18 protein-coding genes and 1 tRNA gene are annotated in these 24,329 nt (G+C 62.4%); 4 read left to right on the forward strand and 15 right to left on the reverse strand.

Annotation, left to right across the window (positions count from 1 at the left end; all coding sequences use genetic code 11):
* Position 1: 1 nt before the first annotated feature.
* The 7 genes from fhmpcd1 to A3A9_RS0127415 form a co-directional block, all read right to left on the reverse strand.
* Entirely contained in the window at positions 2-931 is a 930-nt protein-coding gene (fhmpcd1, locus tag A3A9_RS0127385) for a 5-formyl-3-hydroxy-2-methylpyridine 4-carboxylate 5-dehydrogenase (protein WP_027061490.1), read from the reverse strand.
* Positions 928-2,559 carry a GMC family oxidoreductase gene (locus A3A9_RS0127390; RefSeq protein ID WP_027061491.1) on the reverse strand — a complete coding sequence of 544 codons (1,632 nt, stop codon included), beginning with the start codon at positions 2,557-2,559 and terminating at the stop codon, positions 928-930. Before A3A9_RS0127390 ends, fhmpcd1 begins: the two co-directional genes overlap by 4 nt.
* A gap of 110 nt (positions 2,560-2,669) precedes the next feature.
* Positions 2,670-3,392, reverse strand: a complete 723-nt coding sequence (locus A3A9_RS0127395) for a class II aldolase/adducin family protein (protein WP_027061492.1) — start codon at positions 3,390-3,392, stop codon at positions 2,670-2,672.
* Between the two features lie 71 nt (positions 3,393-3,463).
* Positions 3,464-3,922, reverse strand: a complete 459-nt coding sequence (locus A3A9_RS0127400) for a YbhB/YbcL family Raf kinase inhibitor-like protein (protein WP_027061493.1) — start codon at positions 3,920-3,922, stop codon at positions 3,464-3,466.
* Positions 3,923-3,952: 30 nt separating this feature from the next.
* A complete protein-coding gene (locus A3A9_RS0127405; protein ID WP_027061494.1) occupies positions 3,953-4,546 on the reverse strand; it encodes an amino acid synthesis family protein in 594 nt (197 codons plus the stop codon).
* A gap of 68 nt (positions 4,547-4,614) precedes the next feature.
* Positions 4,615-5,754, reverse strand: coding sequence for an FAD-dependent oxidoreductase (locus A3A9_RS0127410; protein ID WP_027061495.1), 1,140 nt, complete (start codon positions 5,752-5,754; stop codon positions 4,615-4,617).
* Positions 5,755-5,795: 41 nt separating this feature from the next.
* A complete protein-coding gene (locus A3A9_RS0127415; RefSeq protein WP_027061496.1) occupies positions 5,796-6,632 on the reverse strand; it encodes an alpha/beta fold hydrolase in 837 nt (278 codons plus the stop codon).
* 138 nt (positions 6,633-6,770) lie between these two features.
* Between A3A9_RS0127415 and A3A9_RS0127425 the strand changes: the two genes are divergently transcribed.
* Together A3A9_RS0127425 and A3A9_RS39620 are read left to right on the forward strand one after the other, a co-directional pair.
* Positions 6,771-7,484 (forward strand): GntR family transcriptional regulator, encoded by a 714-nt coding sequence (locus A3A9_RS0127425; protein WP_245279135.1) that lies wholly within the window; start codon positions 6,771-6,773, stop codon positions 7,482-7,484.
* Between the two features lie 158 nt (positions 7,485-7,642).
* Positions 7,643-9,205 carry a GMC family oxidoreductase gene (locus tag A3A9_RS39620; protein WP_033838833.1) on the forward strand — a complete coding sequence of 521 codons (1,563 nt, stop codon included), beginning with the start codon at positions 7,643-7,645 and terminating at the stop codon, positions 9,203-9,205.
* A 29-nt stretch (positions 9,206-9,234) separates the two neighbouring features.
* Here A3A9_RS39620 and A3A9_RS0127440 read toward each other — a convergent pair.
* A tRNA-His gene (locus A3A9_RS0127440) sits at positions 9,235-9,311 on the reverse strand.
* A 354-nt stretch (positions 9,312-9,665) separates the two neighbouring features.
* A complete protein-coding gene (locus A3A9_RS0127445; RefSeq protein ID WP_027061499.1) occupies positions 9,666-10,124 on the reverse strand; it encodes a phasin in 459 nt (152 codons plus the stop codon).
* 250 nt (positions 10,125-10,374) lie between these two features.
* On the opposite strand from A3A9_RS0127445, the gene A3A9_RS0127450 reads away from it, so the two are divergent.
* On the forward strand, positions 10,375-14,430 hold the full coding sequence (locus tag A3A9_RS0127450) for a PAS domain S-box protein (protein ID WP_027061500.1): 4,056 nt from the start codon (positions 10,375-10,377) through the stop codon (positions 14,428-14,430).
* Positions 14,431-14,688: 258 nt separating this feature from the next.
* Here A3A9_RS0127450 and A3A9_RS0127455 read toward each other — a convergent pair whose 3' ends face one another.
* Positions 14,689-16,650: an acetoacetate--CoA ligase gene (locus A3A9_RS0127455; RefSeq protein ID WP_027061501.1), complete on the reverse strand. Its 1,962-nt coding sequence runs from the start codon at positions 16,648-16,650 to the stop codon at positions 14,689-14,691.
* 194 nt (positions 16,651-16,844) lie between these two features.
* On the opposite strand from A3A9_RS0127455, the gene A3A9_RS0127460 reads away from it, so the two are divergent.
* Positions 16,845-18,695 (forward strand): AsmA family protein, encoded by a 1,851-nt coding sequence (locus A3A9_RS0127460; protein WP_027061502.1) that lies wholly within the window; start codon positions 16,845-16,847, stop codon positions 18,693-18,695.
* A gap of 92 nt (positions 18,696-18,787) precedes the next feature.
* Here A3A9_RS0127460 and A3A9_RS0127465 read toward each other — a convergent pair whose 3' ends face one another.
* From A3A9_RS0127465 to A3A9_RS0127485, 5 genes are all read right to left on the reverse strand, one after another.
* On the reverse strand, positions 18,788-19,606 hold the full coding sequence (locus A3A9_RS0127465; protein ID WP_027061503.1) for an ABC transporter permease: 819 nt from the start codon (positions 19,604-19,606) through the stop codon (positions 18,788-18,790).
* Positions 19,603-20,571: an ABC transporter permease subunit gene (locus tag A3A9_RS0127470; RefSeq protein ID WP_027061504.1), complete on the reverse strand. Its 969-nt coding sequence runs from the start codon at positions 20,569-20,571 to the stop codon at positions 19,603-19,605. Before A3A9_RS0127470 ends, A3A9_RS0127465 begins: the two co-directional genes overlap by 4 nt.
* Positions 20,572-20,580: 9 nt before the next feature.
* Entirely contained in the window at positions 20,581-21,723 is a 1,143-nt protein-coding gene (locus tag A3A9_RS0127475) for an ABC transporter ATP-binding protein (protein ID WP_027061505.1), read from the reverse strand.
* A gap of 83 nt (positions 21,724-21,806) precedes the next feature.
* Entirely contained in the window at positions 21,807-22,904 is a 1,098-nt protein-coding gene (locus tag A3A9_RS0127480; protein WP_027061506.1) for a polyamine ABC transporter substrate-binding protein, read from the reverse strand.
* Positions 22,905-23,230: 326 nt separating this feature from the next.
* Positions 23,231-24,202, reverse strand: a complete 972-nt coding sequence (locus A3A9_RS0127485) for a DMT family transporter (RefSeq protein WP_027061507.1) — start codon at positions 24,200-24,202, stop codon at positions 23,231-23,233.
* Positions 24,203-24,329: the final 127 nt, after the last annotated feature.

Below are 24,329 nucleotides of genomic sequence, written 5' to 3' on the forward strand. Positions count from 1 at the left end.
GCTACTCCCGGCCCTCCAGGATGCGCCGCACCGCGACGAGCTTGCGCGCCCGTTCGCCTTGCAGTGCCTTGGTCTGCTCGGGCGTGTAGGCGAACATGCCCTCGCCCGACTTGATGCCGAACTTCGACGCGTTGGTCTTTTCCAGCACCATCGGCGCGACATCGTCGCGATTGGAGAGATCCGCATTGAGGAAGGAGGAGACGGACTTGTAGATATCGAGGCCCGCCATATCGAGCAGCGCCATCGGCCCGATCACGGCGATCTTGTAGCCGATGCCCCACGACACGCAGGTGTCGAGATCTTCGGGATCGATGACGCCGCGCTCGACAAGGTCGACCGCCTCGCGCAGCAGCGCATAGAGCACGCGGTTTTCGACGAAGCCCGGAACATCCTTCTTTACCACCACCGGCAGCAAGCCGATGGAGCGGATCAGGTCGCGGATGACAGTCACGGTCTGCGGCGCCGTCTTCTCCCCGGCAATCACCTCGATCATCGGGATGATGTGCGGTGGGTTCGACCAGTGCATGCCCACCATCCGCTCGGGATGCGAGATATGCGCCTGCAGCTTGGTGATCGGGATACCGGACGTGTCCGACGCGACGATCGTGTCCGATGCGACCAGGCCGTCGATCGTGCGATAGACGTCGGCCTTGATCGAAATGTTTTCAGGAACGTTCTCGATGACGAGATCGGCGCCGGATACCGCATCGCTGATGTCGTCGGTGAAGCGAACCGTTCCAACGCCGGCCGGCGGCGGCGCGATCCCCAGGGAGTCGAGAACGGTCTCGGCCACACCCAGCATGGTCTGCGCGCGTTCGATCGCTGCCGGGGCAACGTCGTAGGCGACGACCTGAAGGCCGCCTCTGGCGAGCCGGGCGGCCATGCCCGGACCCATCGTGCCCATACCGATGATGGCGATACGCTGGATCATGACACTGCCCTGCTGTCTTTCGAACTGGCGATGAGGTCGGCGGCCTTCTCGGCGATCATGATCACTGCCGCATTGATGTTTCCGCAGACCAGGTCGGGCATGACGGAAGCGTCCACCACGCGCAGACCCTGAACGCCGCGAACGCGCAATTGCGGGTCGACGACAGAGGCTTCGTCGGCGCCCATCCGGCAAGTCCCGACCGGATGATGCACGGTGATGGAGGTCTTGCGGATATGCTCGTCGATCTCGTCGTCGCTCTGACACTTCGGGCCGGGAAAAAACTCCGCCTCGATGAAGGGCTGCATGGAGGGCTGCGACGCGAGATCGCGCGCCACCCGGAAGCCGGCGCGCAGCGACTCCCAATCCTTCGGCGAAGCCAGGAAATTCTGATGGATCAGGGGTGCCGCGGAAGGATCGGCCGACGCGAGTTTCACCGCTCCCCGGCTTTCGGGCTGCGTCGCCACGATCCGCGTCGCGAAGCCATCCGGGAACGGCGCCTTGAACGGCTTGAAATAAGGCCATGCGGCGAGCGGAGCCGCAGTGAAGAGCAGTTGCACATCCGGCAACGGTCGGGCCGGGCCGCTCTTCAGGAAGGCGACGACACCGCCGGGCACATCGCCGGAAAAACCGCGCCCCGTGAAGTAGGTCTTGACGAAGTCGAGCCCGATCCGGTCGGCACGCATGTTGCGCAGGAACGGGCCGCCCGGAGCCCGGCGCCGGTACATGAGGATGACCGAGACGTGGTCCTGCAGGTTCTTGCCGACCGCCGGCAGGTTGACCCGCGTCTGGATCCCTTGGGCGGCAAGCTCATCCTGCGCCCCGATGCCCGACAGCATCATGAGTTGCGGCGTGTTGATCACGCCACCGGAAAGCAGCACTTCCTTGCGGGCGAGAACCGTGCGTTCGGTCCCGCGATGGTTGATGGTGACGCCGGTGGCGCGCGCACCCTCCAGCACGATCTTGGTAGCACTCGCTTCCGTCAGGACGGTCAGGTTGGGCCGCTTCAGGACCGGCCGCAGATAGGCTGTCGCGGTCGAGGAACGCCGGCCCTTTGAAATCGTCATCTGGAGGCGGCCGAACCCTTCCTGACGCTCGCCATTATAGTCTTTTGTCTGCTCGTAACCGGCCTGCACGCTGGCCTGCGCAAAAGCATCGATCAGCTTGTCCTTGTAGCGGCAGAATTGGGTGCTGACTGGGCCCTCGCCGCCACGATACTGGTTCTCGCCGCCTTCCCAGCTTTCCTGCTTGCGGAAATAGGGCAGCACCTTGTCGTATGACCACTCGCTCAGCCCCGTGGCTGCCCAACGGTCGTAGTCGCCGCGATTGCCCCGCACATAGGCCATGGCGTTGGTGGACGATGATCCGCCGACAACCTTGCCGCGCGCGCACTCGACCCTGCGTCCACCGACATTGTCCTCCGGTTCGCAGAAATACATCCAGTCATGGCGACGCTCGGTCAGGATCTTGCCCCAGCCTAGCGGAATGTGGATCATGGGATCGCGATCCCAGCCGCCGGCCTCCAGCAACAGCACCGAACATTTCGGGTCGGCGCTCAGCCGGTTAGCGAGCACGCAACCGGCCGATCCGGCTCCAACGATGATGTAGTCGTAACTTTCCGCGTGCGGCATGGTTCTACTGCTTTCGCCTGACACTCTGGCCCCGAAGCATTTGAGGATCGGGGCCGGATACCCTGGCAGAGACCAAGCCCTTCCAGGGAATATTCAAAGACCCGCTGGCGCTAGGCCAGGCCCTTTTCCCTTAGGCGCTGCGACCAGTGATCCCATCCACGGTCGATCTGGGCGCCGACGAGATTTCCAGCGGCCTTGATTTCGCCCGGCGACAAATACTTGATGTTGCCGATCCGCAGGCCGGCGGTCTGCGCTGCCGCCTCCTGTTCAAGATAGAAAGCCCGGAACACCACCTGCCGGACAGAAGTGCCGACATTGACGACGCCGTGCCGCGCCATGAGGACGACGGGATAGGTTCCGAGGCTTTCAGCGATGTCCGCACAGACGCTCCGGCTGCCGCCAAAGAGATCCGTAGCATCTCCCTGCTTGTCGCGTATCTCGTAGACCGGGACGGCGTCGCCGAGGAAAGCCCCCATATGGGTCACAGGCCGCAATGGCTGGTCGGTGAAGCAATAGGGCAGGACAGCCGGCGAATGGCTGTGGAGCACGCACTGGACATCGGGCCGTGCTTTGTAGATCTCGCTGTGGATGTAGCGTTCCAGATAGGACGGCCTGTTATCCGAGGTCTCGCCATCGAGGTTGAAACGCTGCATATCACCGGCCGTTATCAGGCTTGGAGCAAGCTTTTGCGCCAGGAAGAAACTTTCCGGATCCTCGGGGTCACGGGCACTGATGTGCCCGAACGTATCCAGTATGCCTTCGTTCAGAAGGATCTTCGTCGCTGTAACCAGCTCCTCGAAGACCTTCTGGCGCGCTGGGCTGTGGTCTGTCATTTCCAAATTCTCCCATTGCGGCGATGGCGACCATTCTTGTTATTGTTATCGGTCGCCAGGGCCCGCGGATTTCACTTGTTTTCGTAGATGCCGACGATCCGATTCTGCTCGATGATGTTGCCGGCATATTTTTGCAGGAACTCCTCCCGGATAGGCGACCCCTCGACCTTGGTGTCCAGGGCATAGACCCAGAAGTAGTAGTGATGTTCTCCATGGCCAGCGGGTGGCTGCGGCCCGTAATACTGCTTGTGGCCGGCGCCGTTGGGGCCGACGCGGAACTTCTCCTGCGCGTCCGAAAGGTCGGTGGCCGAGGGGTCGATGCCGTAGACGACCCAATGCGTGAAACCGTTGGCGAGCGGCGCGTCCGGATCGTGGCAGATGACCGCGAGTTCCTTGGTACCGGCCGGGACGCCACTGACCTTAAGCCTGGGCAATACATTGCCCTTGTCGCCCGCGTGTTCGTCGCGCAATTTCCCCAGCGGCTGGAAGTCCACTGAGGTAATCTTGAGGTCCTTGATATTCAGGGGCATGAAATTCGTCCTTCAGAAATTTCGATCGAACTAGACAGCGGTGGCCTTGAGGTCGGCAACGGATTTGCCCCCAACGCGCTGATGCACGCGCGGACCCGATGCGACGGCGACGCAGATCAAAAGTTCGTCCGGGCGCGGGGCATCCGGCACGGAAAAAGTGACGGCATCATAGTGGGAACGGATGTAGAGCTCGTCCTTGTGGGCAAGCGGGATATCGATGATGGTGCCGGCGACGGCGACCTTGCTGACCGACGAGATCCAGGCCTTGCCGCCACCCACCTGCTGCCGCAGCGGGTCTCCGAACACCGTGGTGATGCAAGCGACGACATGTTCCTGTTCGCCTGACGTACCCGCGATGCCGCCCTTGCCATAGCTTTCGACCGGCCTGTTGCCGAGCAGCGCCACGGCTCGCTCGCCGAGCGCATGACCGATGGCCGAACTCGGAGCCGTCAGCTCGGACAGTTCGGCAACGAACTTTCCGGCGAAGGGATTGCGGATGACAACGCCTGTCGCGACCTTGATGAGGGTCTCGCCAGGTGTGCCGCCGTCATGCCGGCTTTCCTGGACCGAGGAATACCAGCCCCTGACATCATAATCTCGTTCGACTTCACTGGAATAGTTCATCTTCATCTCCTGAAGGCGCGCGCCGCTTCCGCACGCGCCAATTAATTCGTTGACCGGCTCGTTCGACACTACTGCGGCCATGAGAAGACACGGCGCAGCGGATCGTAGCGGGCAGCTTCCAGTGCCGCTGGCGTGAACATGTTTCCTTTCGAGAGCGAGCGGTTCGCCGCATAGTCGCCGGACAGGGCCTGGCAGCGATCCGTGATCGGGCGAATGCGCTTTTCCCACCCGAGAAGCGCGTCTTCGACCGAAGAGCTTTCCTCCAAATCCTGCGACAGGCTGAAGGCGTTGACCATCGCGCAACCGGCGCCCTGGGCAAGCGCCGGGCACATCGCATGCGCGGCATCTCCCACGAGAGCGACCTTGCCTCTTGTCCAGCTATCCAGCTTGGTCGTTTCGTACTTGTCGTAGCGGGCGGTTTTCAGCTTGGCCGCCTCGATCAGGCATGGCTCCAGGAACGGAAACATCTCGACCCAAACTTCGAGATCGATCGGAACGGCGGATCCGCGAGGATCGGCGGCCGGAGCCATCAAGCCCAGATAGAGTTCATTCTCATTGCAGGGCGAATAGAGAATACGCTGAACACGCGGCCAGAAGTTCCACATGTCGATGGTGTTGTCCCACTCGCCATGACCGAGATCTTTCTTCATGCGCGGGACAATCAGTCGGATGAGACCATCCTTCGAAACCCAGCGATCCTGTTTGAAGCCGATGGAATCCCTGACCTTGGAGCCAACGCCATCGGCGCCGACGATCAGGTCGGCCTCGAGGACCTCGCCGTTCTGGAGTGTCAGCCGTCCCTCCGGATCGGCGGCGACGGCTTCGGAATTGACGCTTATGTCGACACCCAGGGCACGAGCCCGATTGACCAGGGCATCATGCAGGTGGCTGCGGGTCATGATGCGCCAGGGCAGACCGTTGAACGTCTCCTTGGAAACCGACTTGTTGTGCATCCAGGTTTCGTAGGTCGGCGGCGTGTGCGAGCCCTGGAGAACCTCGTCCAAGGCGCCCAGTCCTTCGAGCACGCGAAGGCCATTGTGCCAGAGATAGATGCCGGCGCCGAATGCCCGCAGCTCGGAGCTCTTTTCGTGCAGCCTGACATCCCAACCATTCTGCCTCAGAGCGATGGCGGCCGTCAGGCCGGCAAAGCCGCCGCCGGCGACTTCGGCGCGACGGGTTTTGCCTGGAGTTCTATTTACGTTGGCCATTTTCTGGATCCTGCTGCGTACAAGAAGACGGCGTTTGGCCGTCAGGCGCCTATGAAGTTGGTGATGGCTTTCAGCGTGATCTCGGGAGAGACCTCATTGACGTAATGGTCGGCGCCCGGAACGACGACGACAGGCAGATCCGGACGCAGCCGACTTGTCTTCGCCAGCGCCGCAGATGACACCAATTTGCTCGTTTCGCCCCGAATGATAAGCACGGGCTTCGTCACGTCCCGGAAAGCAGGCACCAAATCTGATCTCAGGCCCTTGGCGGTCTGCGCCATGGCCGTGGGCGAAGCCAATGGACGCAATCCGCCGTCGACCGGCTGATAGCCGCTTTCAGCCCTGATCTTGATGGCGTCGGCGGGAATGTTCGGGTAGCGGCCGGCGAGGTATGCTTCGACGGCCTTTACATCCTCGAAAAGCTGGCTGCCTGCGTTCACCCGCGCTTCCAACGCATCCAACGCTTCAGTCTCGATGTACGGCGTAAAATCGATAGCCACGACCGACCGCACCAGATCCGGGTATTTCGCTGCAGCCGTGACGGAATTTCGAGCACCGAGCGAATGCCCGACGAGGATGGCACGGCCTCGATCGAGCGTGCGTATCAGGCCGGCGATGTCATCCGCGTAGTCATTCGCCTCGTAGCCGGCTTCCGGCTTGTCGCTGAGGCCATGCCCCCTCTGGTCGACCGCTATGGTCGTAAACCGATCCGATAGTTGGGCCATCAGCGGCGCGAAGACGGCGGAGTTGGAGGTGATGCCGTGGAAGAACAGCATCAGCGGGCCGTTGCCCGTCTCGCGCACGTTCAAAGTGATGCGGCCAACGTCGACGCGGTGCGAGATGAAGTGGTCGGAAGGTGTGTCCGCCGCCATGTCCATGATCCTCGCCTCCGCTGCCCGTCTCCAGCAAAAGGAACATATCAGCCGGGGGGCCGTCAAGCAGATTGTCTGACATTCTTGCAATCTTCAGATTTGACAATCTGGCTATCCTGCTGTCAAATTTCCAGAGCGTGGCGTATGATGCTGACATTGCGACCCAAGGCTCAAGAGGCGTTACCAATGCCCCCAGATTTGAATTTGCGAATTTCGCCACGGACCGTGCAACGGGAGACCGTCGACAAGTTACGGCTCGCCATCTTCTCCGGATTGTTCCAACCGGGAAGCCGCCTGATCGAAAGCCAGCTGTGCACACAGCTCGGCATCAGCCGCCCTTCGCTGAGGGAGGCTTTGCGCAGTCTTGAGGCCGAGCGCCTGATCGAGATCGTGCCCAATCGCGGACCGTCGATACCGGCGCTTTCCTGGGAAGTGGCAACGGCCATCTACGAGGTTCGAGAGCTGTTGGAAGTCGAGGCGGCGGGACGATGCGCGTTGAGAATTTCGCCTGAGCAGCTGCGTGAGCTTGAGAAATCTCTTTCCGCATTCGAAAAGGCGGCATCCAGCAATGACAGCCTGGCGCAGGTCATGACCGCAGCGGACTTTTATTCAATCATACTCGCCAATTGCGGAAATCCAATCCTGGAAGAAGTCCATCGCGGTCTGGTGGCCAGGATAAGCTTCTTTCGAGGGCGGTCGATGTCCCTGGAAGGCAGGGCGCAAAGCAGCCTGGCAGAGATGAGGGAGATATTCGAATCCATCGCCGCCGGCGACGAGAAAGCCGCCCGCAAAGCCTCGAAACAGCACGTCTTGAGGGCGAAAGCGGCAGCCAAGATTTCCATGGACAACGGGATTTGAGGTCTTCCAAAGACTGCGGTTCCGCCTGAAGGCCCGAAAGTCCTGCGTGACGTTTCGGATCAGGTATCCGCCGAACGCAGATCAATGCGCGGGGTCTTCCCCATGTTGGTGTCAGACATGCCGACTACCCAAGCCAGCCCGTTGCAGATGGAGATATGATGAGCAGGGCCAATGTCGAGCGCAAACCAAATTGCGATGTCGTCATCGTCGGTGGCGGGTCGGCCGGCAGCTTGCTTGCCGCGCGACTGAGTGAAGCGCCGGACAGACAGGTTTTGCTGATCGAGGCAGGCGAAGAGGCGAGCGACCCCGACATCTGGAACCCCGCTGCCTGGCCGGCGCTTCAGGGCCGCAGCTACGATTGGGACTATCGCACGGAGCCGCAAGCCGGCACCGCGGGCCGGGTGCATCATTGGGCGCGCGGGCGGTTGATCGGTGGCTCGAGTTGCCTGCACGCGATGGGCTACATGCGTGGTCATCCTTCCGACTTCCAGGCCTGGGTCGATGCGACGGGGGATCGCCGATGGAGCTGGGATGAACTGCTGCCCGTTTTCCAGGCTAACGAAAACCACCCGCTTGGCGGCGACGGCATTCACGGCAAGGACGGGCCGTTGCCGATCCATTTGCCATCGGACGAAGTCAGTCCGGTTGCCCGTGCCTTCATCGAGGCCGGTGCATCGTTGGGTCTGCCTCGCCTTGAGGGCCACAATAGCGGCGAGATGATCGGCGTCACCCCGAACTCCTTGAACATTCGCGACGGGCGGCGGGTCACAGTGGCGGACGCCTGGCTCACCGGGGCAGTCCGAGGCCGCAAGAATCTGACCATCCTTACGGAATCCCGGGTGCGCCGGCTTAATCTCAGCGGCAATCAGGTCCGCGGCCTCGAGGTCGTCGGGCAACAGGGTTCGGTTGAAATCCTTGCGGATCAAATCATCCTTTGTGCCGGAGCGCTGGAAAGTCCGGCCTTGCTGATGCGCTCGGGCATCGGTCCGCATGATGTGCTCGATGCCGCCGGCGTTGGCTGCCTGATCGACATGCCTGAAATCGGCCGCAACCTTCAGGACCACCTGCTCGGTGCCGGCAACCTTTATGCAGCCCGCAAGCCTGTGCCGCCATCGCGCCTCCAACATTCTGAGTCGATGGCCTATATGCGCGCTGACAGCTTCACCGCTGGCGGGCAGCCTGAAATCGTCGTTGGTTGCGGCATCGCGCCGATCGTGTCCGAATGCTTCCAGGCGCCTGAAGCCGGCACGGCCTACTCGCTGCTGTTCGGCATCACCCATCCATCGAGCCGCGGCAGCGTGCGCATAAGTGGGCCTGAGCTCGACGATCGACTGATTATCGACCCGGCATACCTGCAGACCGGCCGGGACCGCGCGCTGTTTCGCAGGGCGCTCGAGGCAGCGCGGACAATCGGGCATAGAGATGAACTCGCCGGCTGGCGAGAGCGCGAACTCCTGCCAGGCAGCCTGCACAGTACGGCCGAGATCGACGACTTCATCGCGCGGTCGGTCATCACACACCATCACCCCTGCGGAACTTGCAGGATGGGGAAGGACGTGGATGCCGTCGTCGATGCGGATCTACGACTGAAGGCGCTCGACAATGTTTTCGTCGTGGACGCGTCGGTCATGCCTACGCTCGCCACCGGACCGATTCATGCCGCGGTCCTTGCAATCGCCGAGACCTTCGCTCGACGGCACCGGGAAATCCTACAATCTTGACGCGGTGATTCCAGCACTGAGGATGGGGATGGTACCGTTGGCTGGGATCGAACCAGCGACCTCCGGATCCACAATCCGGCGCTCTAACCATCTGAGCTACAACGGCACGTTTGCCCGAGCGGATCGAGGCGGAAAGTCTCCGCGATCTGCTCCGTCGTTCGGCGATGCGTCCATACGGGCTTATGGATTTTAATTCAAGGCTTTTGGAAAGCAAAGGGCACTTGCCCACATCGGCATGTCATTACCCCGGGCAGAGCGCCAGGCAAAGAAAAAGGCCGGCGGGAGGAGGTGCCGGCCTTTTCCTGTTACGAGCCAGCGGGAGGAGGTGCTGGCTGGTCACCCCGGGGAGCAGAGGGAGGAGGTTCCACTCGCCGGGTATTCCTTGATGGCTACCATCTTACGCTTGATAGTTTTTAAGAAAATGCGACCTTTTGTTGCATCTTCAGATCATGCGCAAATGTTAGGCAGCCTTGATGTCCTTCACGGCCTTCTCGAAGGCGGTCTTGATCGGCTTGGAGACGTCTTCGGCCGCCTTGGAGGCAACAGCCTGGAAGTCCTTGGCCTGCTCGACGGTCGATTCGATGCGCTTGCGCAGGAAGGAGGTCTGCAGTTCGACGACTTCCGACAGCGACTTGGCGCCGATCAGGGCTTCGAGATGCGAGAAGCCGGCTTCGGCATTGCTGCGCAATGCAGCGATGGTCTTGAGCGACAGGTCGCTCGAAACAGTCTTGGCGGTCTCGTAGGTCGACTCCAGAGCCTTCTGGGTCTCTTCGGCGCCGGTCTTGAGCTTGGCATAGGCCTCTTTCGACTGCTCAACGCCCTTTTCGGCGAAAGCGCGCATCTGGTCGGTGGCCTTGGAAGCGTCGAAGCTCGGGAATTCAACGTTTTCGATCGTCTCGGCGGTCTTGGTCCTGGACATTTTCCATCCTTTTCAGCGGCAGCGGCTTTGACAGAAAGCCGTCTCGTTCAGTTATGATGGCAATATAAAGGCAAATTTTGTGCATTGCAATATCTTTGTTGCAGTGCACCATAAATTTCCTTTGGGCCGTTAACCAAGAGCCCAGATTCCGGCCTTTGCACGTTCTGGCTTGTGGACCTTCGCGCCGCCGGCTTTTATTAACAAAGCGTTAACTGCAAATTTCGCCGCTCCGTGAGGATTCGCCAAGCGCATGCCGTCCGAATATTCCTTCCTCGACGTCGCCGTGCTCGACGCGGTCCGCCAGCGCTTTGCCGCCGGCGACGCGATCGCGATCCTGTCGGTCGACCTGGAGCAGGTGATCTGGGCCAATGGGCCGGGCGCCGCCGTGTTCGGCTACCCCGACATCGAAGCCATCATCGGCGCCTCCGCACAGTTGCCGCTCATTGCTCGCCGCCAGATCATGGCGACCAGCGGTTTTCCCGAAATCGGCACTGATCGTGGCATCACCGTCAGGTTGGCGACCGGCATGACCAGCCGCACCATCGGCTTCCAGGCAAGCGCCGTGACGCTGCCCGACGGCGAAAAGGCAATCATGCTAGCGGTGCCTGCGGCGCAGACAGGCTCGCGCAGTGCCGCCGAAATCGCCAGCCGGGCGATCAGCGGCTTTACCGAAGACGGCCATTTCATCGCCTTCATCGATGCCGGCGGCAATGTCGAGGCCGCTTCCGACGGTTTTTCAGCACTTGGCATCCAGCCCGCGACGCTGGCGGCCCTGGTGGCCGATGTGGCTGCCGAGGGCGAGCGCATCGTCAAGCGCCTCGTTCCGGGCGGCAACACCTCCTACCCGGCCGGCCTCGCCCGGTTGACGCCGGAGCGGCATCTCCTGGTCGTAATCGACGAAGACCAGCTCGAGGACAACGCGTCTGTTGAAGAGGCTTCGGCAGGCCCCGGAGTGGCGGAAAGCCCGGCCAACGAGACCGGCGACACTGCCGCGGCGGCGGAAAGTACCGGGGTTGTATCCGATCCTCACCAGGACAATCAGCCGACGGCGGATGTTTCGCAGACAGAGGCGATCGAGCGGCCCGCTGCCGAGATCGAGCAGGAGCCCGTCCCTTCCGAGCCCGTAGCTGAACATATGCCGGAACAGGCAACGCAAGAGATTGCGGGGTCGACCGGACCGACACCGGCAGTTGCCGACAACGATCAGCCGGCTGCTGGCACGCCGGCACAGCACGATCATTGGTATTTCAATGCCGGCGAAGACGATGCGCAACCCGCGCCAGCGACGCCGGAACCAAAAAACAACGCCGAGGCTTCGGCGAGCACCCCGAAGCATGACGAGGCCACCTCTCCGGCTGCCCCGATCGCACCTCCCCCGGCCGCCAGAACGATCGACCGCTCAGCGGCGCCGATGCGGTTTGTCTGGCGCACCGACGCCGAGGGCAAGTTCAGCATGCTGTCGCCGGAATTCGCCGACATCGTCGGCAAGCCGGCCGCCGATGTGATCGGCCGGCGCTTCAGGGATGTCGCGGCCACCTTCGGCCTCGACGCGTCCGGCGAGATTGCCGGCCTGCTGGAGCGGCGCGACACCTGGTCCGGCCGCTCCGTGCTGTGGCCTGTTGTCGGTACCGACCTGAAGATCCCCGTCGACCTGGCGGCTTTGCCTGTCTATGGCCGCAGCCGTGCCTTCGAAGGTTTTCGTGGTTTTGGCGTGGCGCGAATGGGCGACGCGATCGTCGATCCGGAAGCGATCGGCATGGCCCTGGTGCCCAACGGCGAGGCCCCTGTAGGGTCTGTACCGGAAGCGGTCGAACCTCCCGTTGAAGAACCGAAGGCCGAGGAGCCGAACGCGGCGGACCCGTTCAAGGGTGAGGTGCCGGCGCTGACCATCGTGCCGAAACCGGAGCGGCGCTTTGCCGACAAGGTCATCCGGCTGGCCGAACACCGGCAGCCGGCCAACGACAAGGGGCTGTCGACACTGGAGCGCAGCGCCTTCCGCGAGATCGGCGAGCGGCTGAAGAAAGACAGTTCGCCGGCCGAGCCGCCGGAAGCGGAAAAGCCCGGCATTCAAAGGCCGACGGAACCGGAGACCAGGACACCGGCTGAACCGGCGGCGGAAACAACAGCGGAGGCCCCGACCGCGAAGACGGAAGCTCCGATCGAGTCTGTTGCCGAGGTTGCGTCGACACTTGATGCCGTCCCGGATCAAGAGCCGACAGAGGCCAGCGAAATCCCGGCGGCGGAGCCTGAGAACGGCGCCGTGTCGGCCGAGCCATCCGAGACCGATGTCGATGCCGAGCACGAGGCGGATCTCGCACGGCTGGACGGCGCCCATCCGGGCGACGCGGCTCACGAGGAACACGCCGACGCGCCGGCCGGCGTGACTAGCTCGCTGCTCAGCTACGCCGACCACAATGACGAGCCCAACCCTGTCGCGAACAATGACGAGCCTACGGTCCCTGAACCGGTAGCCGCGGAAACCGAAAGTGCCGAGCCCGCCGCGGATGAGGAAGAACCGGCAACTGCCGACGCCGGACATGTGGCGGCAGACGACGACAGCATGACGTCGGCCGATTTTCGCGATGCCGAGGACAATGAGGATTGGGCCGGCGCGGAAGATGCCGCGGTTCGTGATGAGGTCGCGGAACATGCCGGGCCATCGGCCGTCTCCGACGGGCAAGCCGTTGCGCCGGCCGCCGAGATTGTCAGTGCCAGCGACGCCGCCGGGATGCAGCGCCCACGCCTGCAGGTGCCGCCGCTCAAGACCGAAGGCTTCGTGCCGTCGGCGTTTTCCGTCGGCAACGAAAGCAAGGCTCCCGATACGTCGCTGCTCGGCAAGCTGCCGGTACCGCTGCTCATCCATTCGGGCGACCAGTTGCACTATGCCAACGAGGAATTCCTAGACCTGACCGGCTACGACACGCTTGAGGATCTCGAGGATGCCGGCGGCCTGGGCGCGCTGTTTGCCGATCCCTACGCCGATGACGGCGCCTCCGACGGCAGCGACCGGGCGTTGCGGCTGAAGACCCGCGACGGACAGGAATTCCCGATCGACGCCATCCTGCGCTCCGTTCCCTGGCGCGACGGCAAGGCGCTGATGCTCGTCGTGCGCCGTTCTGGCGAGGATGACGCGCCTGTGGCCCTGCACGCGGTTGGCGAGGAGCCGACACAGCCCGACATTTCCGAGCTCAAGGCGCGCATCGCCGAGATGCGCACCATCATCGACACCGCCACCGATGGCGTCGTGCTGATCGGCAGCGACGGCACCATCCGCTCGATCAGCCGCCCGGCCGAAGCGCTGTTCGGCTTCGACAGCGACGAGGTGACCGGCAAGCCGTTCGCCTCGCTGTTTGCCATCGAAAGCCAGCGGGCAGCGCGCGACTATCTCACCGGCCTGTCCGAGCCTGGCGTGGCGAGCGTGATGAACGACGGCCGCGAGGTGATCGGGCGCGAAGCGCAAGGGCGCTTCATCCCCCTGTTCATGACCATCGGCCGGCTGCCCAATGACAGCGGGTTCTGTGCCGTTGTGCGCGACATCACACAGTGGAAGCGGGCCGAGGAAGATCTCACCCAGGCGCGTGCGGTGGCCGAGCGGGCTTCCTCGCAGAAGACCGATTTCCTTGCCCGCATCAGCCACGAGATCCGCACGCCGCTCAATGCCATCATCGGGTTTTCCGAATTGATGGTCGACGAGAAGTTCGGGCCGGTCGCCAATGACCGCTACCGCGACTATCTCAGAGACATTAACCGCTCGGGCAACCATGTGCTCGATCTCGTCAACGACCTGCTGGACATCTCGAAGATCGAGGCCGGCCAGCAGGAAATGGCCTATGAGGCGGTGTCGCTCAACGACACGCTGGCCGAGACCGTTGCGATGATGCAGCCGCAGGCCAACCGCGAACGCGTCATCATCCGCTCCAGCTTCGCCTCGCGACTGCCGGAGGTGGTGGCTGATCTCCGTTCCGTGCGCCAGATCGCGCTCAATATCCTGTCGAACGCCATCCGCTACACCCAGGCCGGTGGCCAGGTGATCGTCTCGACCGCCTATGAAACCTCGGGCGATGTCGTCATGCGCGTGCGCGACACCGGCATCGGCATGAGCCTGGCCGAGATCGAGCAGGCGCTGAAGCCGTTCAAGCAGATCAACGCGTTGAAGCGCGGACGCGGCGACGGAACCGGCCTCGGTCTGCCGCTGACCAAGGCGATGGTGGAAGCAAACCGTGCCCGCTTTACGATCAATTCGACGCCGGGCGAAGGCACGCTGGTGGAGGTCGCGTTCCCCTCGACCCGGGTGCTCGCGGAATAGCAGGTCAGTCCTATCAGGCAAAAGAAAAGGCGCCCAAAGGACGCCTTAAGAGATGGGATTGCTGTCACAACGGGGGCTTGAGCGAATTCAGATCCTCCGGGGGCTGAGGAACGGGATTTCTCCCTCAAGTTACATGCGACTATCGACGCCGGGACTTAACAAGTCCTTACCAGCTCGTCGAAAAATTTACGAATGTGTACCACTCATGAAATCTAGGTAAATTCTACCGACAGATTTCGTTAACCATGGCGCTTGGGTTCATTCGGCAAGCTGCGGCAGGTTCCTGAACAGCTCCAGCGCTTCCGGGTTGGCGAGCGCTTCCTTGTTCTTGATGGCGCGGCCATGCACCACGTCGCGCACGGCGAGTTCGGTGATCTTGCCCGACTTGGTGCGCGGGATGTCGCTGACGGCGACGATCTTTGCCGGCACATGGCGCGGGCTGGCGCCGCTGCGGATCTTGGCGCGGATGCGCTTTTCCAGATCCTCGTCCAGTTGGACACCCGCCGCCAGCCGCACGAACAGCACGACGCGCACGTCATTGTCGAAATCCTGGCCGATGCACAGCGCTTCGAGTATCTCCGGCATCTGTTCGACCTGGTTGTAGATCTCCGCCGTGCCGATACGCACACCGCCCGGATTGAGCGTCGCGTCGGAGCGGCCGTGGATGATCATGCCGCCATGATCAGTCCATTCAGCGAAGTCGCCATGGCACCAGACATTGTCGAAGCGCTCGAAATAGGCCGCCTGGTATTTCTTGCCTTCGGGGTCGTTCCAGAAGCCGATCGGCATGGACGGAAAGGCTTTGGTGCAGACCAGCTCGCCCTTCTCCTGCCTGATGGGCTTGCCGTCATCGTCCCAGACATCGACGGCCAGCCCAAGGCCAGGCCCCTGGATCTCGCCGGTCCAGACCGGCTGCGTCGGCACGCCAAGCACGAAGCAGGATACGATGTCGGTGCCGCCGGAGACCGAGGCCAGATGGACATCGCTCTTGATGCCGTCATAGACGAAGCGGAAATCCTCCGGCGACAGCGGCGAGCCAGTTGAGGAGATCGCCCGCACAGTCGACAGATCATGCGTCCTGATTGGGCTGAGGCCGGCCTTGCGCACGGAATCGATGAATTTGGCCGAGGTGCCGAAGAAGGTCATCTTCTCGGCATCGGCGAAACTGAACAACACATTGCCGTCGGGGTAGAAAGGCGAGCCGTCATAGAGCAGCAGTGTCGCGCCGGATGCGAGGCCCGACACCAGCCAGTTCCACATCATCCAGCCGCAAGTGGTGAAGTAGAAGAAGCGGTCGCCCTCGCTGAGGCCGGCATGCAGCCGGTGTTCCTTGACATGCTGGATCAGCGTGCCGCCGGCCGAATGGACGATGCATTTGGGAATGCCGGTCGTTCCAGATGAAAACAGGATGTAGAGCGGATGCGAAAACGGCAGCCGCTCGAAGGTCACCGGCTTGGCGGCGAAAGGCGACAGCGCCTCTTCCAGCGCCACGGCCTTGTCGATGACCGCTGCGACATCGCGCGACGAGCCGAGATAATCGACGATCAGCACCTTGCGCACGGTATCAAGCTTGGCCGCAACCGCCGCGATCTTGTCGGCGACCTCGATTGCCTTGCCATTGTACCAGTAGCCGTCCGGCGCGATGAAGATGACGGGCTCGATCTGGCCGAACCGGTCGAGCACGCCCTGCTCGCCGAAATCGGGCGAGCAGGATGACCAGACCGCGCCGATCGAGGCGATGGCCAGCATGGCGGCAACGGTCTCCGGCATGTTGGGCATCATCGCCGCTATGCGGTCGCCCTTCTTCACCTTGAGCGACAGGAACAGCTGCTGAAAGCGCGAAGTCAGCTGATGAAGCTCTTTCCACGACAGCCGGCGCTCGATCTTGTCCTCGCCGCGAAAGACGATTGCGTCACCAGAACCGGTCTTATTCAGCAGGTTCTCGGCGAAGTTCAGCGTCGCGTCGGGGAAGAATGATGCGCCCGGCATCCTGTCGCCGTCGGCCAGCAGGCGCTCGCCTCCCTTGTCGCCGACAATGCCGCAAAAATCCCAGACCAGGCTCCAGAATGCCTCGCGATCCTCGACCGACCAGCGGTGCAACTCGGCGTAGGAGGCGAATGTGGCGCCGGCTTTCGTTTCCGCGGCCTTCAGGAAGGCGGTCAGCGGCGAAGCGTCAATCTGGTCTTGCGTCGGGGTCCAGAGCGGTACTTCGGCAGCCATGATCGATCCTCCCACGGTCGCCATCGCTTATGCATATCGCAGCGCAGCAGAGCAAGATTTTGTTGGGCCGAAGCGGCCAGGTGTGCGCAAATGCCATCGCCGGGCCATAAAGACTTGAAATGCCTAAGTCGTAAGTCGTAGTGACGAATGGGGCGTTGGGTAATTTTTATCGGAATGGAAGCGTATAGGGCTATATGCCGTCATCCTTGATCCGCCGCGGAGTATGGGCGATCGGCGCTGCCGTGATCGTCATCGCTCTGGTGGTCGCCGCGCTGCCGCTGATCGCCTCGACGCGTATCGTGCGCGACCGCATCGCTTGGGAAATGAGCGCCTGGAGCGGATTCCGGGTCGCCATTGACGGCTCGCCACGCATCGAGGTCTGGCCGAAATTCCGCGCAATCCTGACCGATGTGACGCTGTCGAAGTGGACGGACGCCGATGCGCCGCCGGTCGTCGAAGCCGAACGGGTCGAGATCGACCTCTCGGCCATGGCGGCATTGCAGGGCGATGTGTCGTTTTCCACGGCGCGGCTGGTGCGGCCGACGATCCGGGTCCAGCGCACGGTGGATGGCCTGTTCCTGCCCACGGCACCGACCGGCGGCCGCATCGCACGCTCCATCGACACGGCGCGCGGCGTCGTCAGTGCAGACCCCGCCAAGCCCGATCTCGATAAGTTGCCGGCCGATGCCTTCGGCACGGTGGAGTTCAGGGACGGCCGCATGGTGGCTTCCGTCGACGGCAAGGACGTCGAGATCCTGAGCAGCCTTAACGGCCAGGCGAATTGGGCGGCGATGAACAGCAATGCGACGCTGTCCGCAACCGGCATCTGGCGCGGCGAAAGCGTGGCGCTCGACGCCGCCTCACCGAAGCCGCTGGTGTTGTTTGCCGGCGGCATGGCGCCGCTCACTCTGTCTTTCAAGGCAGCACCCGCCACCTTCTCCTTGGACGGCATGGCCAGCATGTCCGAGAACGGCTATTTCGACGGCCAGGTCAAGTTCGCAGCACCCTCGCTGCGCCGCGTGCTGGAGTGGTCTCAGGCCGGCATCGCGCCAAGCGCGGCGATCGGCTCGGTCAGCATTTCGAGCAAGGTCACGGCGTCGGCCGGACGAATCAAATTCGAAAACACCGCGCTTGCGCTGGACAACAATCCCGGCATGGGCGCGCTCGACCTGTCGCTTGGCGAAGCACAGCCGGTGATCTCGGGCACGCTCGCCTTCGACACACTCGACCTCAGATCGTTCCTGTCCGCCTTCACGCCGCTGGCGCCTGCTAACGATACAGGACCTGAAGTCGACACGAGTTTCGCCGACCGGATCAACCTCGATCTCAGGCTGTCGGCGGCGCATGCCACGGCAGGCCCCATCCAGCTTGCCGATGTTGCCGCGACCGCCCAGGTCAAGGATGGTCTTTCCGTCTTCGATATCTCCGACGCCTCGGCCTTTGGCGGCAACATCCAGACCAGCCTTCGTTTCGACCGCAAGCCCGAGGGCAACCAGGTCGAGATCCGGCTGCTTGCGTCCGATGTCGATGGCGGGGCGTTCGCCACGGCGGCCGGCATGACCCGGCTGGTGCCGGTCGGCACGGGCACCGTTTCCGTCATCCTCAAGGGACCGGGCAGAACCTGGGATTCGATCTTTGAAAATGCCGACGGCTCGGTCTCAGCGACCTTCGGCCCCGGCGCGCTCAGCAAGTTCAACCTGCCGGCCTTCCTCAAGCATACCGAACAGGGCGGCTTCTTCGCGCTGGACGACGTCTCGGACGGGACGCTGCCGATCGACGGCGCCGAACTGAAGGCAACCATTTCGAGAGGCGTGGCGAGGCTGGACAAGGCCGAGGCCAATTCGGCGAAAACCAAGATCTGGCTTTCCGGCATCGCCTCCTATGCGGGGCGCGGGCTGGCACTGTCCGGCGGTGTCATCCAGCCGGACCAGGCGGCGGCGCAGAAGACCGGCCAGCAGGGACCCAACCAGTCGTCCTTCTTCGTTGGCGGAACATGGAGCACGCCGTTCATTTCCCCGATAAGCCGCGGCGTTTCGGGCGAATAACTCCGGCGCTTTCGTTCAGTTGAGCATGATCTGTCCGAAAATCGGCTTCCACCCTCGGGTCAGGCCCGAGGGGGTGCTTTTCGGGATCATGCTCACCCGCGCTGTGCCGTCTGTTCGTCGAGCTGGCGCTGCACCTCACGCCGCTTGTTGGCGATCGAAGCGATGATGACGCCGACCGCGACAACGGCGATCAGGATGGTGCAGGCCGCATTGATCTCCGGCGTCACACCAAGACGGACCTGGCTATAGATCTTCATCGGCAGCGTCGTGGCGCCCGGCCCCGAGGTGAAGCTGGCAATGACCAGATCGTCGAGCGACAGCGTAAAGGCCAGCATCCAGCCGGACACGATCGCCGGCAGGATGACCGGCAGCGTGATCTGGAAGAAGGTTTTTACCGGCGTCGCGCCGAGATCCATCGCCGCCTCCTCCAGTGACCGGTCGAAAGAAACCAGGCGTGACTGCACGACGACCGCCACGAAGCACATTGTCAGCGTGATGTGGGCGAGTGTCACCGTCAAGAAGCCGCGGTCGAGACCAACGGCAACGAAGAGCAGCAGCAGCGACAGGCCGGTGATGACTTCCGGCATGACAAGCGGCGCGAAGACCATGCCGGAAAACAGCACCCTGCCCCTGAACCGCGTGTAGCGCGTCAGGGTCAGTGCCGCCAGCGTGCCGAGCACGGTCGCAACCGTCGCCGAAATCACGCCGACGCGCGCCGTGACCCAGGTCGCGTCCATCAGGCCCTGATTGTGGAACAGCGACACGTACCATTTGGTCGAGAAGCCGCCCCAGACGGTGACGAGCTTGGATTCGTTGAAGGAGAAGACGATGAGCAGCACGATCGGTAGGTACAGGAAGGCAAAGCCAAGTACGATCGAGGTGACGTTGAAGCGGCTCCAGGTGGCGTTCATTTGTCCTGCTCCTGCGCCTTGGCCTGCGCTTGCTGGAAGAGCATGATCGGCACGGTCAGCAGCAGAAGAAGGATGACGGCGACGGCCGAAGACACCGGCCAGTCACGGTTGGCGAAGAACTCGTTCCACAGCGTCTTGCCGATCATCAGCGTCGACGAGCCGCCGAGCAGATCGGGGATGACGAACTCGCCGACGGCCGGGATGAACACCAGCAGGCAGCCGGCAATGACGCCCGGCACCGACAGCGGGAAGGTGATCTTCCAGAAGGCTGATGTCGGCGGGCAGCCGAGATCCTTGGCCGCCTCGATCAGCGAATAGTCCATCTTTTCCAGCGACGAATAGAGCGGCAGCACCATGAACGGCAGATAGGAATAGACGATGCCGATGAAGATCGCCGTATAGGTGTTGAGGATGACCAGCGGCTGGTTGATGATGTGCAGCGACAAGAGCAACTGGTTGAGCAGGCCCTCGGGCTTGAGAATGCCGATCCAGGCATAGACGCGGATCAGGAACGAGGTCCAGAACGGCAGGATGACCAGCATCAGCAAAGTCGGGCGGATGGTGGCCGGTGCGCGTGACATGCCATAGGCGATCGGGTAGCCGACGATCAGCGTCAAGAGCGTCGAGATCGCGGCAATGATCACGCTCGTCACATAGGCCTTGAAATAGAGCGCGTCCTGCGTCAGCCAGACATAATTGTCGAAGTTGAGGTTGCGGAACCCGGCGAAGAAGCCTGAGACGCCGCCCTTGAAATCGAGCACCGGCGTGTAGGGCGGCATGGCGATCGCCGTCTGCGACAGCGAAATCTTGAAGACGATGACGAAGGGAATGAGGAAGAAGAACAGCAGCCAGAGATAGGGGACGATGATGACGAGCCGGTTGACGAAGCCGGCTCCCAGCCGCGTCAGAAACGGCTTGGCGGCAGTTGACGGCATGGCGGTATCGGTGACAGCGATGTTGGACATGGCAGCCCCCTACCGCGCCAGCACGACGCCGGCGTCGGGCCGGAAGGACACCCAGGCGCGGTCGTTCCAGGTCAGCGGATCCTCGGTCACGCGCGCGGCGTTCAAGGCGCTTGCCCTGATGATCTGCCCGTCGTCGAGCCTGATGTGGTAGACGGTCATATCGCCAAGATAGGCAACGTCATAGACCTCGCCTTCCAGCGCATTGACGGCGTCTGCCGGCTTCTTCGACGAGACCTTGATCTTCTCCGGCCTGATGGCGAAGACGATATCGGCATTGGCCGCGGCGGCGCCGCCGCCATTCTCGACGACGATCTGGGCTCCGCTCGGTCCGGTGATGCGGGTGGTGTTGGCCGACCGCTCGGCGACCTTGCCCTCGAACATGTTCACGTTGCCTACGAAATGGGCGACGAAGCGCGAGGCCGGAGCTTCATAGACTTCCGCCGGTGTCGCAACCTGCATCACCTCGCCCTTGTCGATGATGGCGATGCGGTCGGCCATGGTCATCGCCTCTTCCTGGTCGTGGGTGACGACGACGAAGGTGAGGCCGAGATTTTGCTGCAGGTCCATCAGCTCGAACTGCGTTTCCTCACGCAGCTTCTTGTCGAGCGCGCCAAGCGGCTCGTCGAGCAGCAGCACCTTCGGCCGCTTGGCGACCGAGCGGGCGAGCGCGACGCGTTGGCGCTGGCCGCCCGATAGCTGGTGTGGCTTGCGCTTGGCGAACTGCTCGAGCTTGACCAGCTTCAGCATCTCGGCAACGCGCTTTTCGATATCCGGTCCCGGCATACCTTCCTGCTTGAGGCCGAAGGCAATGTTTTTTTCCACTGTCATATGCGGGAACAGCGCATAGGACTGGAACATCATGTTGACCGGCCGGCGGTAGGGCGGAATGCCGCGCAAATCCTGGCCATCCAGCAGGATGCGGCCGGCTGTCGGTTCCTCGAAGCCGGCGAGCATCCTCAGCAGGGTCGACTTCCCGCAACCGGAGGCACCGAGCAGCGCGAAGAATTCGCGTTCGAATATGGTCAGCGACAAATTGTTGACGGCGGTGAAGTCACCGAACTTCTTGGTGACGTTCTCGAACTGGATGTATGGCTTGGCGTTCGGGTCGTTCCATGGCGCGAAATCCCTGCGGATGCTGCCAAGCGATTTCATATCCCACTCCGTCCTGATTCTTGCTTCTTGCCCCAGATGGAATTCGGTCCCGGCAGATGACTGCCGGGACCGTGTCGGATTGCTTATTGGCCGGTGACGATCTTGGTCCAGGTGCGGGTGACGACACGCTGGGTCTTGGGATCGTAAGGAGAGACCGTGTAGAGCTTCTGCAGGGTCGCGTCGTCCGGATAGACGGCCGGGTCGCTGAGCAGCGCCTTGTCGACGAATTGCTGAGAGGCCTTGTTGCCGTTGGCGTAGAGCACGGCGTTCGACGATTTGGCGATCACTTCCGGCGTCATCATGTAGTTGAGGAACTCATGCGCCTCGGCGACATGTGGCGCATCGGCCGGGATCGCCATCTGGTCAAACCACATCTGGGCGCCTTCCTTCGGCACGGAATAACCGATCTCCACCCCCTGCTTGGCCTCGACCGCGCGGTTGCGCGCCTGGAACACGTCACCGGACCAGCCGACCGCCAGGCAGATGTCGCCATTGGCCAAGGCATTGATGTACTCCGACGAGTGGAACTTCCGGATAAAGGGGCGAACCTTCATCAGGGCTTCCTCGGCCTTGGCGATGTCGTCGGGCGAGGTGCTGTTCGGGTCGAGGCCGACATATTTCAGCGCCGCCGGAATGATGTCGGCCGGCGAATCCAGCACGTAGACACCGCAGTCCTTCAGCTTGGCGAGACTTTCGGGATTGAAGAACACATCCCAGCTATCGATCTTGTCGGTGCCGAGCGCTGCCTGAACCTTCTTGATGTTGTAGCCGATGCCGACCGTGCCCCACATGTAGTTGATCGAATACTCATTGCCGGGGTCGTATTTGGCGGTCCGCTGCGTAACCGTATCCCACATGTTGGCGAGGTTCGGCAGTTTCGACTTGTCGAGCTTCTGGAACACGCCGGCCTGGATCTGACGGGCCAGGAAATTACCGCTGGGCACAACGACATCATAGCCGCTGCCGCCGGCAAGCAGCTTGGTTTCCAGGATCTCGTTGGAATCGAACGTGTCGTAGACGACCTTGATGCCGGTCTTCTTGGTGAAGTCGTCGATGATCGTCGGGTCGATGTAGTCGGACCAGTTGAAGACATTCACTACGCGGTCCTCGGCATGCCCGGCGGGTGTGAACAATGTCAGAAATACCGAGGTTGCCGAAAGCCAGAGCGCTTTGCGGATCATGCTGTTCTCCTTTGGTGAGTGTTCCATCGCCGGCTCGTCGCGACATGCGCGCGACCGGGCATTTCTTTCAGACTATTGAGCTTTCCAGGGGACAACAAGCGCCGATTGGTGAGCCGCTTCCGACCGCGCAATTGTACCGGGCTGGAAGGAATCACGGTGCCGTCAGAAGCTTTCGCCGCCGCGCGGACAGAAATACAGAAATATGGTCCGGTCTCGATCGGGTCGCCGGGGACACTTGGCAAGATACGCCTGTCTTGTTGTTGCCGTAGTCCCAGCCTGCCCGGGCGGCAGCAACATTGTCAATGGCAAAGCTTCAGCGGCCTGCATCAATTCGGCGACGGCACCCCAGTGACCCCAGCGCGCTGCGGTCGTGCCTGGCGATTGAACTCGAGGCCGATGTGAACGAGCAGAGCCGTGACCACCACCGCGCCGCCGATGATGGTGCGCCCCGACGGCACCTCGGAATGGATGAGCCAGACCCATATCGGCCCAAGGATCGGCTCGAATGTACCAAGCAGTGCCGCGATGGCTGCTGGTATCAGCCGCGCGCCGGTGGCGAAGAAGGCGAGGCCGATGCCGAGATTGACCACGCCGAAGGCAAAGAGAAAGCCCATGTCGCTGGCCGAGACGGTGAAGGTCGAGGCCTGCGAGGCGGCAAAGCCCGCGGCCAGGATCGTGCCGAGGCAGGTCGCCGGCGTCATCCGCACGCTGGCGAACCGCCTTGTGATGACGGTGGCGATCGAGAACATCAAGGCGATCAGCAGCGCCAACCCGTCGCCAATGGGCGAGACGGCGCCATCGAGCGATTCCGACACCATGATGGCAACGCCGGCGATGACGGCGGCAATCGCCACCCAGGTCACGGCACCAACCCGTTCGCGAAACAAGGCCCAGGAAAACAGCGCCGCCAGAAGCGGCACGCCGGCCTGCATCAAAAGGATGTTGGCGACGGTGGTGTAGGCGAGCGCCACGACGAAGGCGGTCGATGCGATGGTGAAGCAGAACCCGACGGCAAGGCCAGGCAGGCCCATGTCGCGGAATGACCTCAACATGCCGCGCCAGCCGTCACGCCAGATCATGAAGGAGAGCAGAAAGACGGCGGCCCAGATGGAGCGCCAGAACACCACGGTCCAGCTGTCGCCGGCGGTGATGAAGCGGGCGATGGTGCCGCCGAAACTCCACATCAGCGCCGACAGGAAGACCAAAAGCATGCCGACACGTTCCTCGCGCGGCGAGGCTGTCGAGGTAACATCGCCGGGCGATGCGACAAGGACCGGTGATGATGCTGCGTCTGTCATGGGCGCGACTGTCGAGCTTTTGTGGACGGGACGATGCGCAAGGGACGACAAAAAACTGCTCTGTTCGCGTAGCGCAAAGACTTAGGCCGCGACTGATCCAGACATCAGCGATGATTGTGGCACCTTT

Source organism: Mesorhizobium loti CJ3sym, from assembly GCF_000472785.1.
Lineage (GTDB): Bacteria > Pseudomonadota > Alphaproteobacteria > Rhizobiales > Rhizobiaceae > Mesorhizobium > Mesorhizobium loti_E.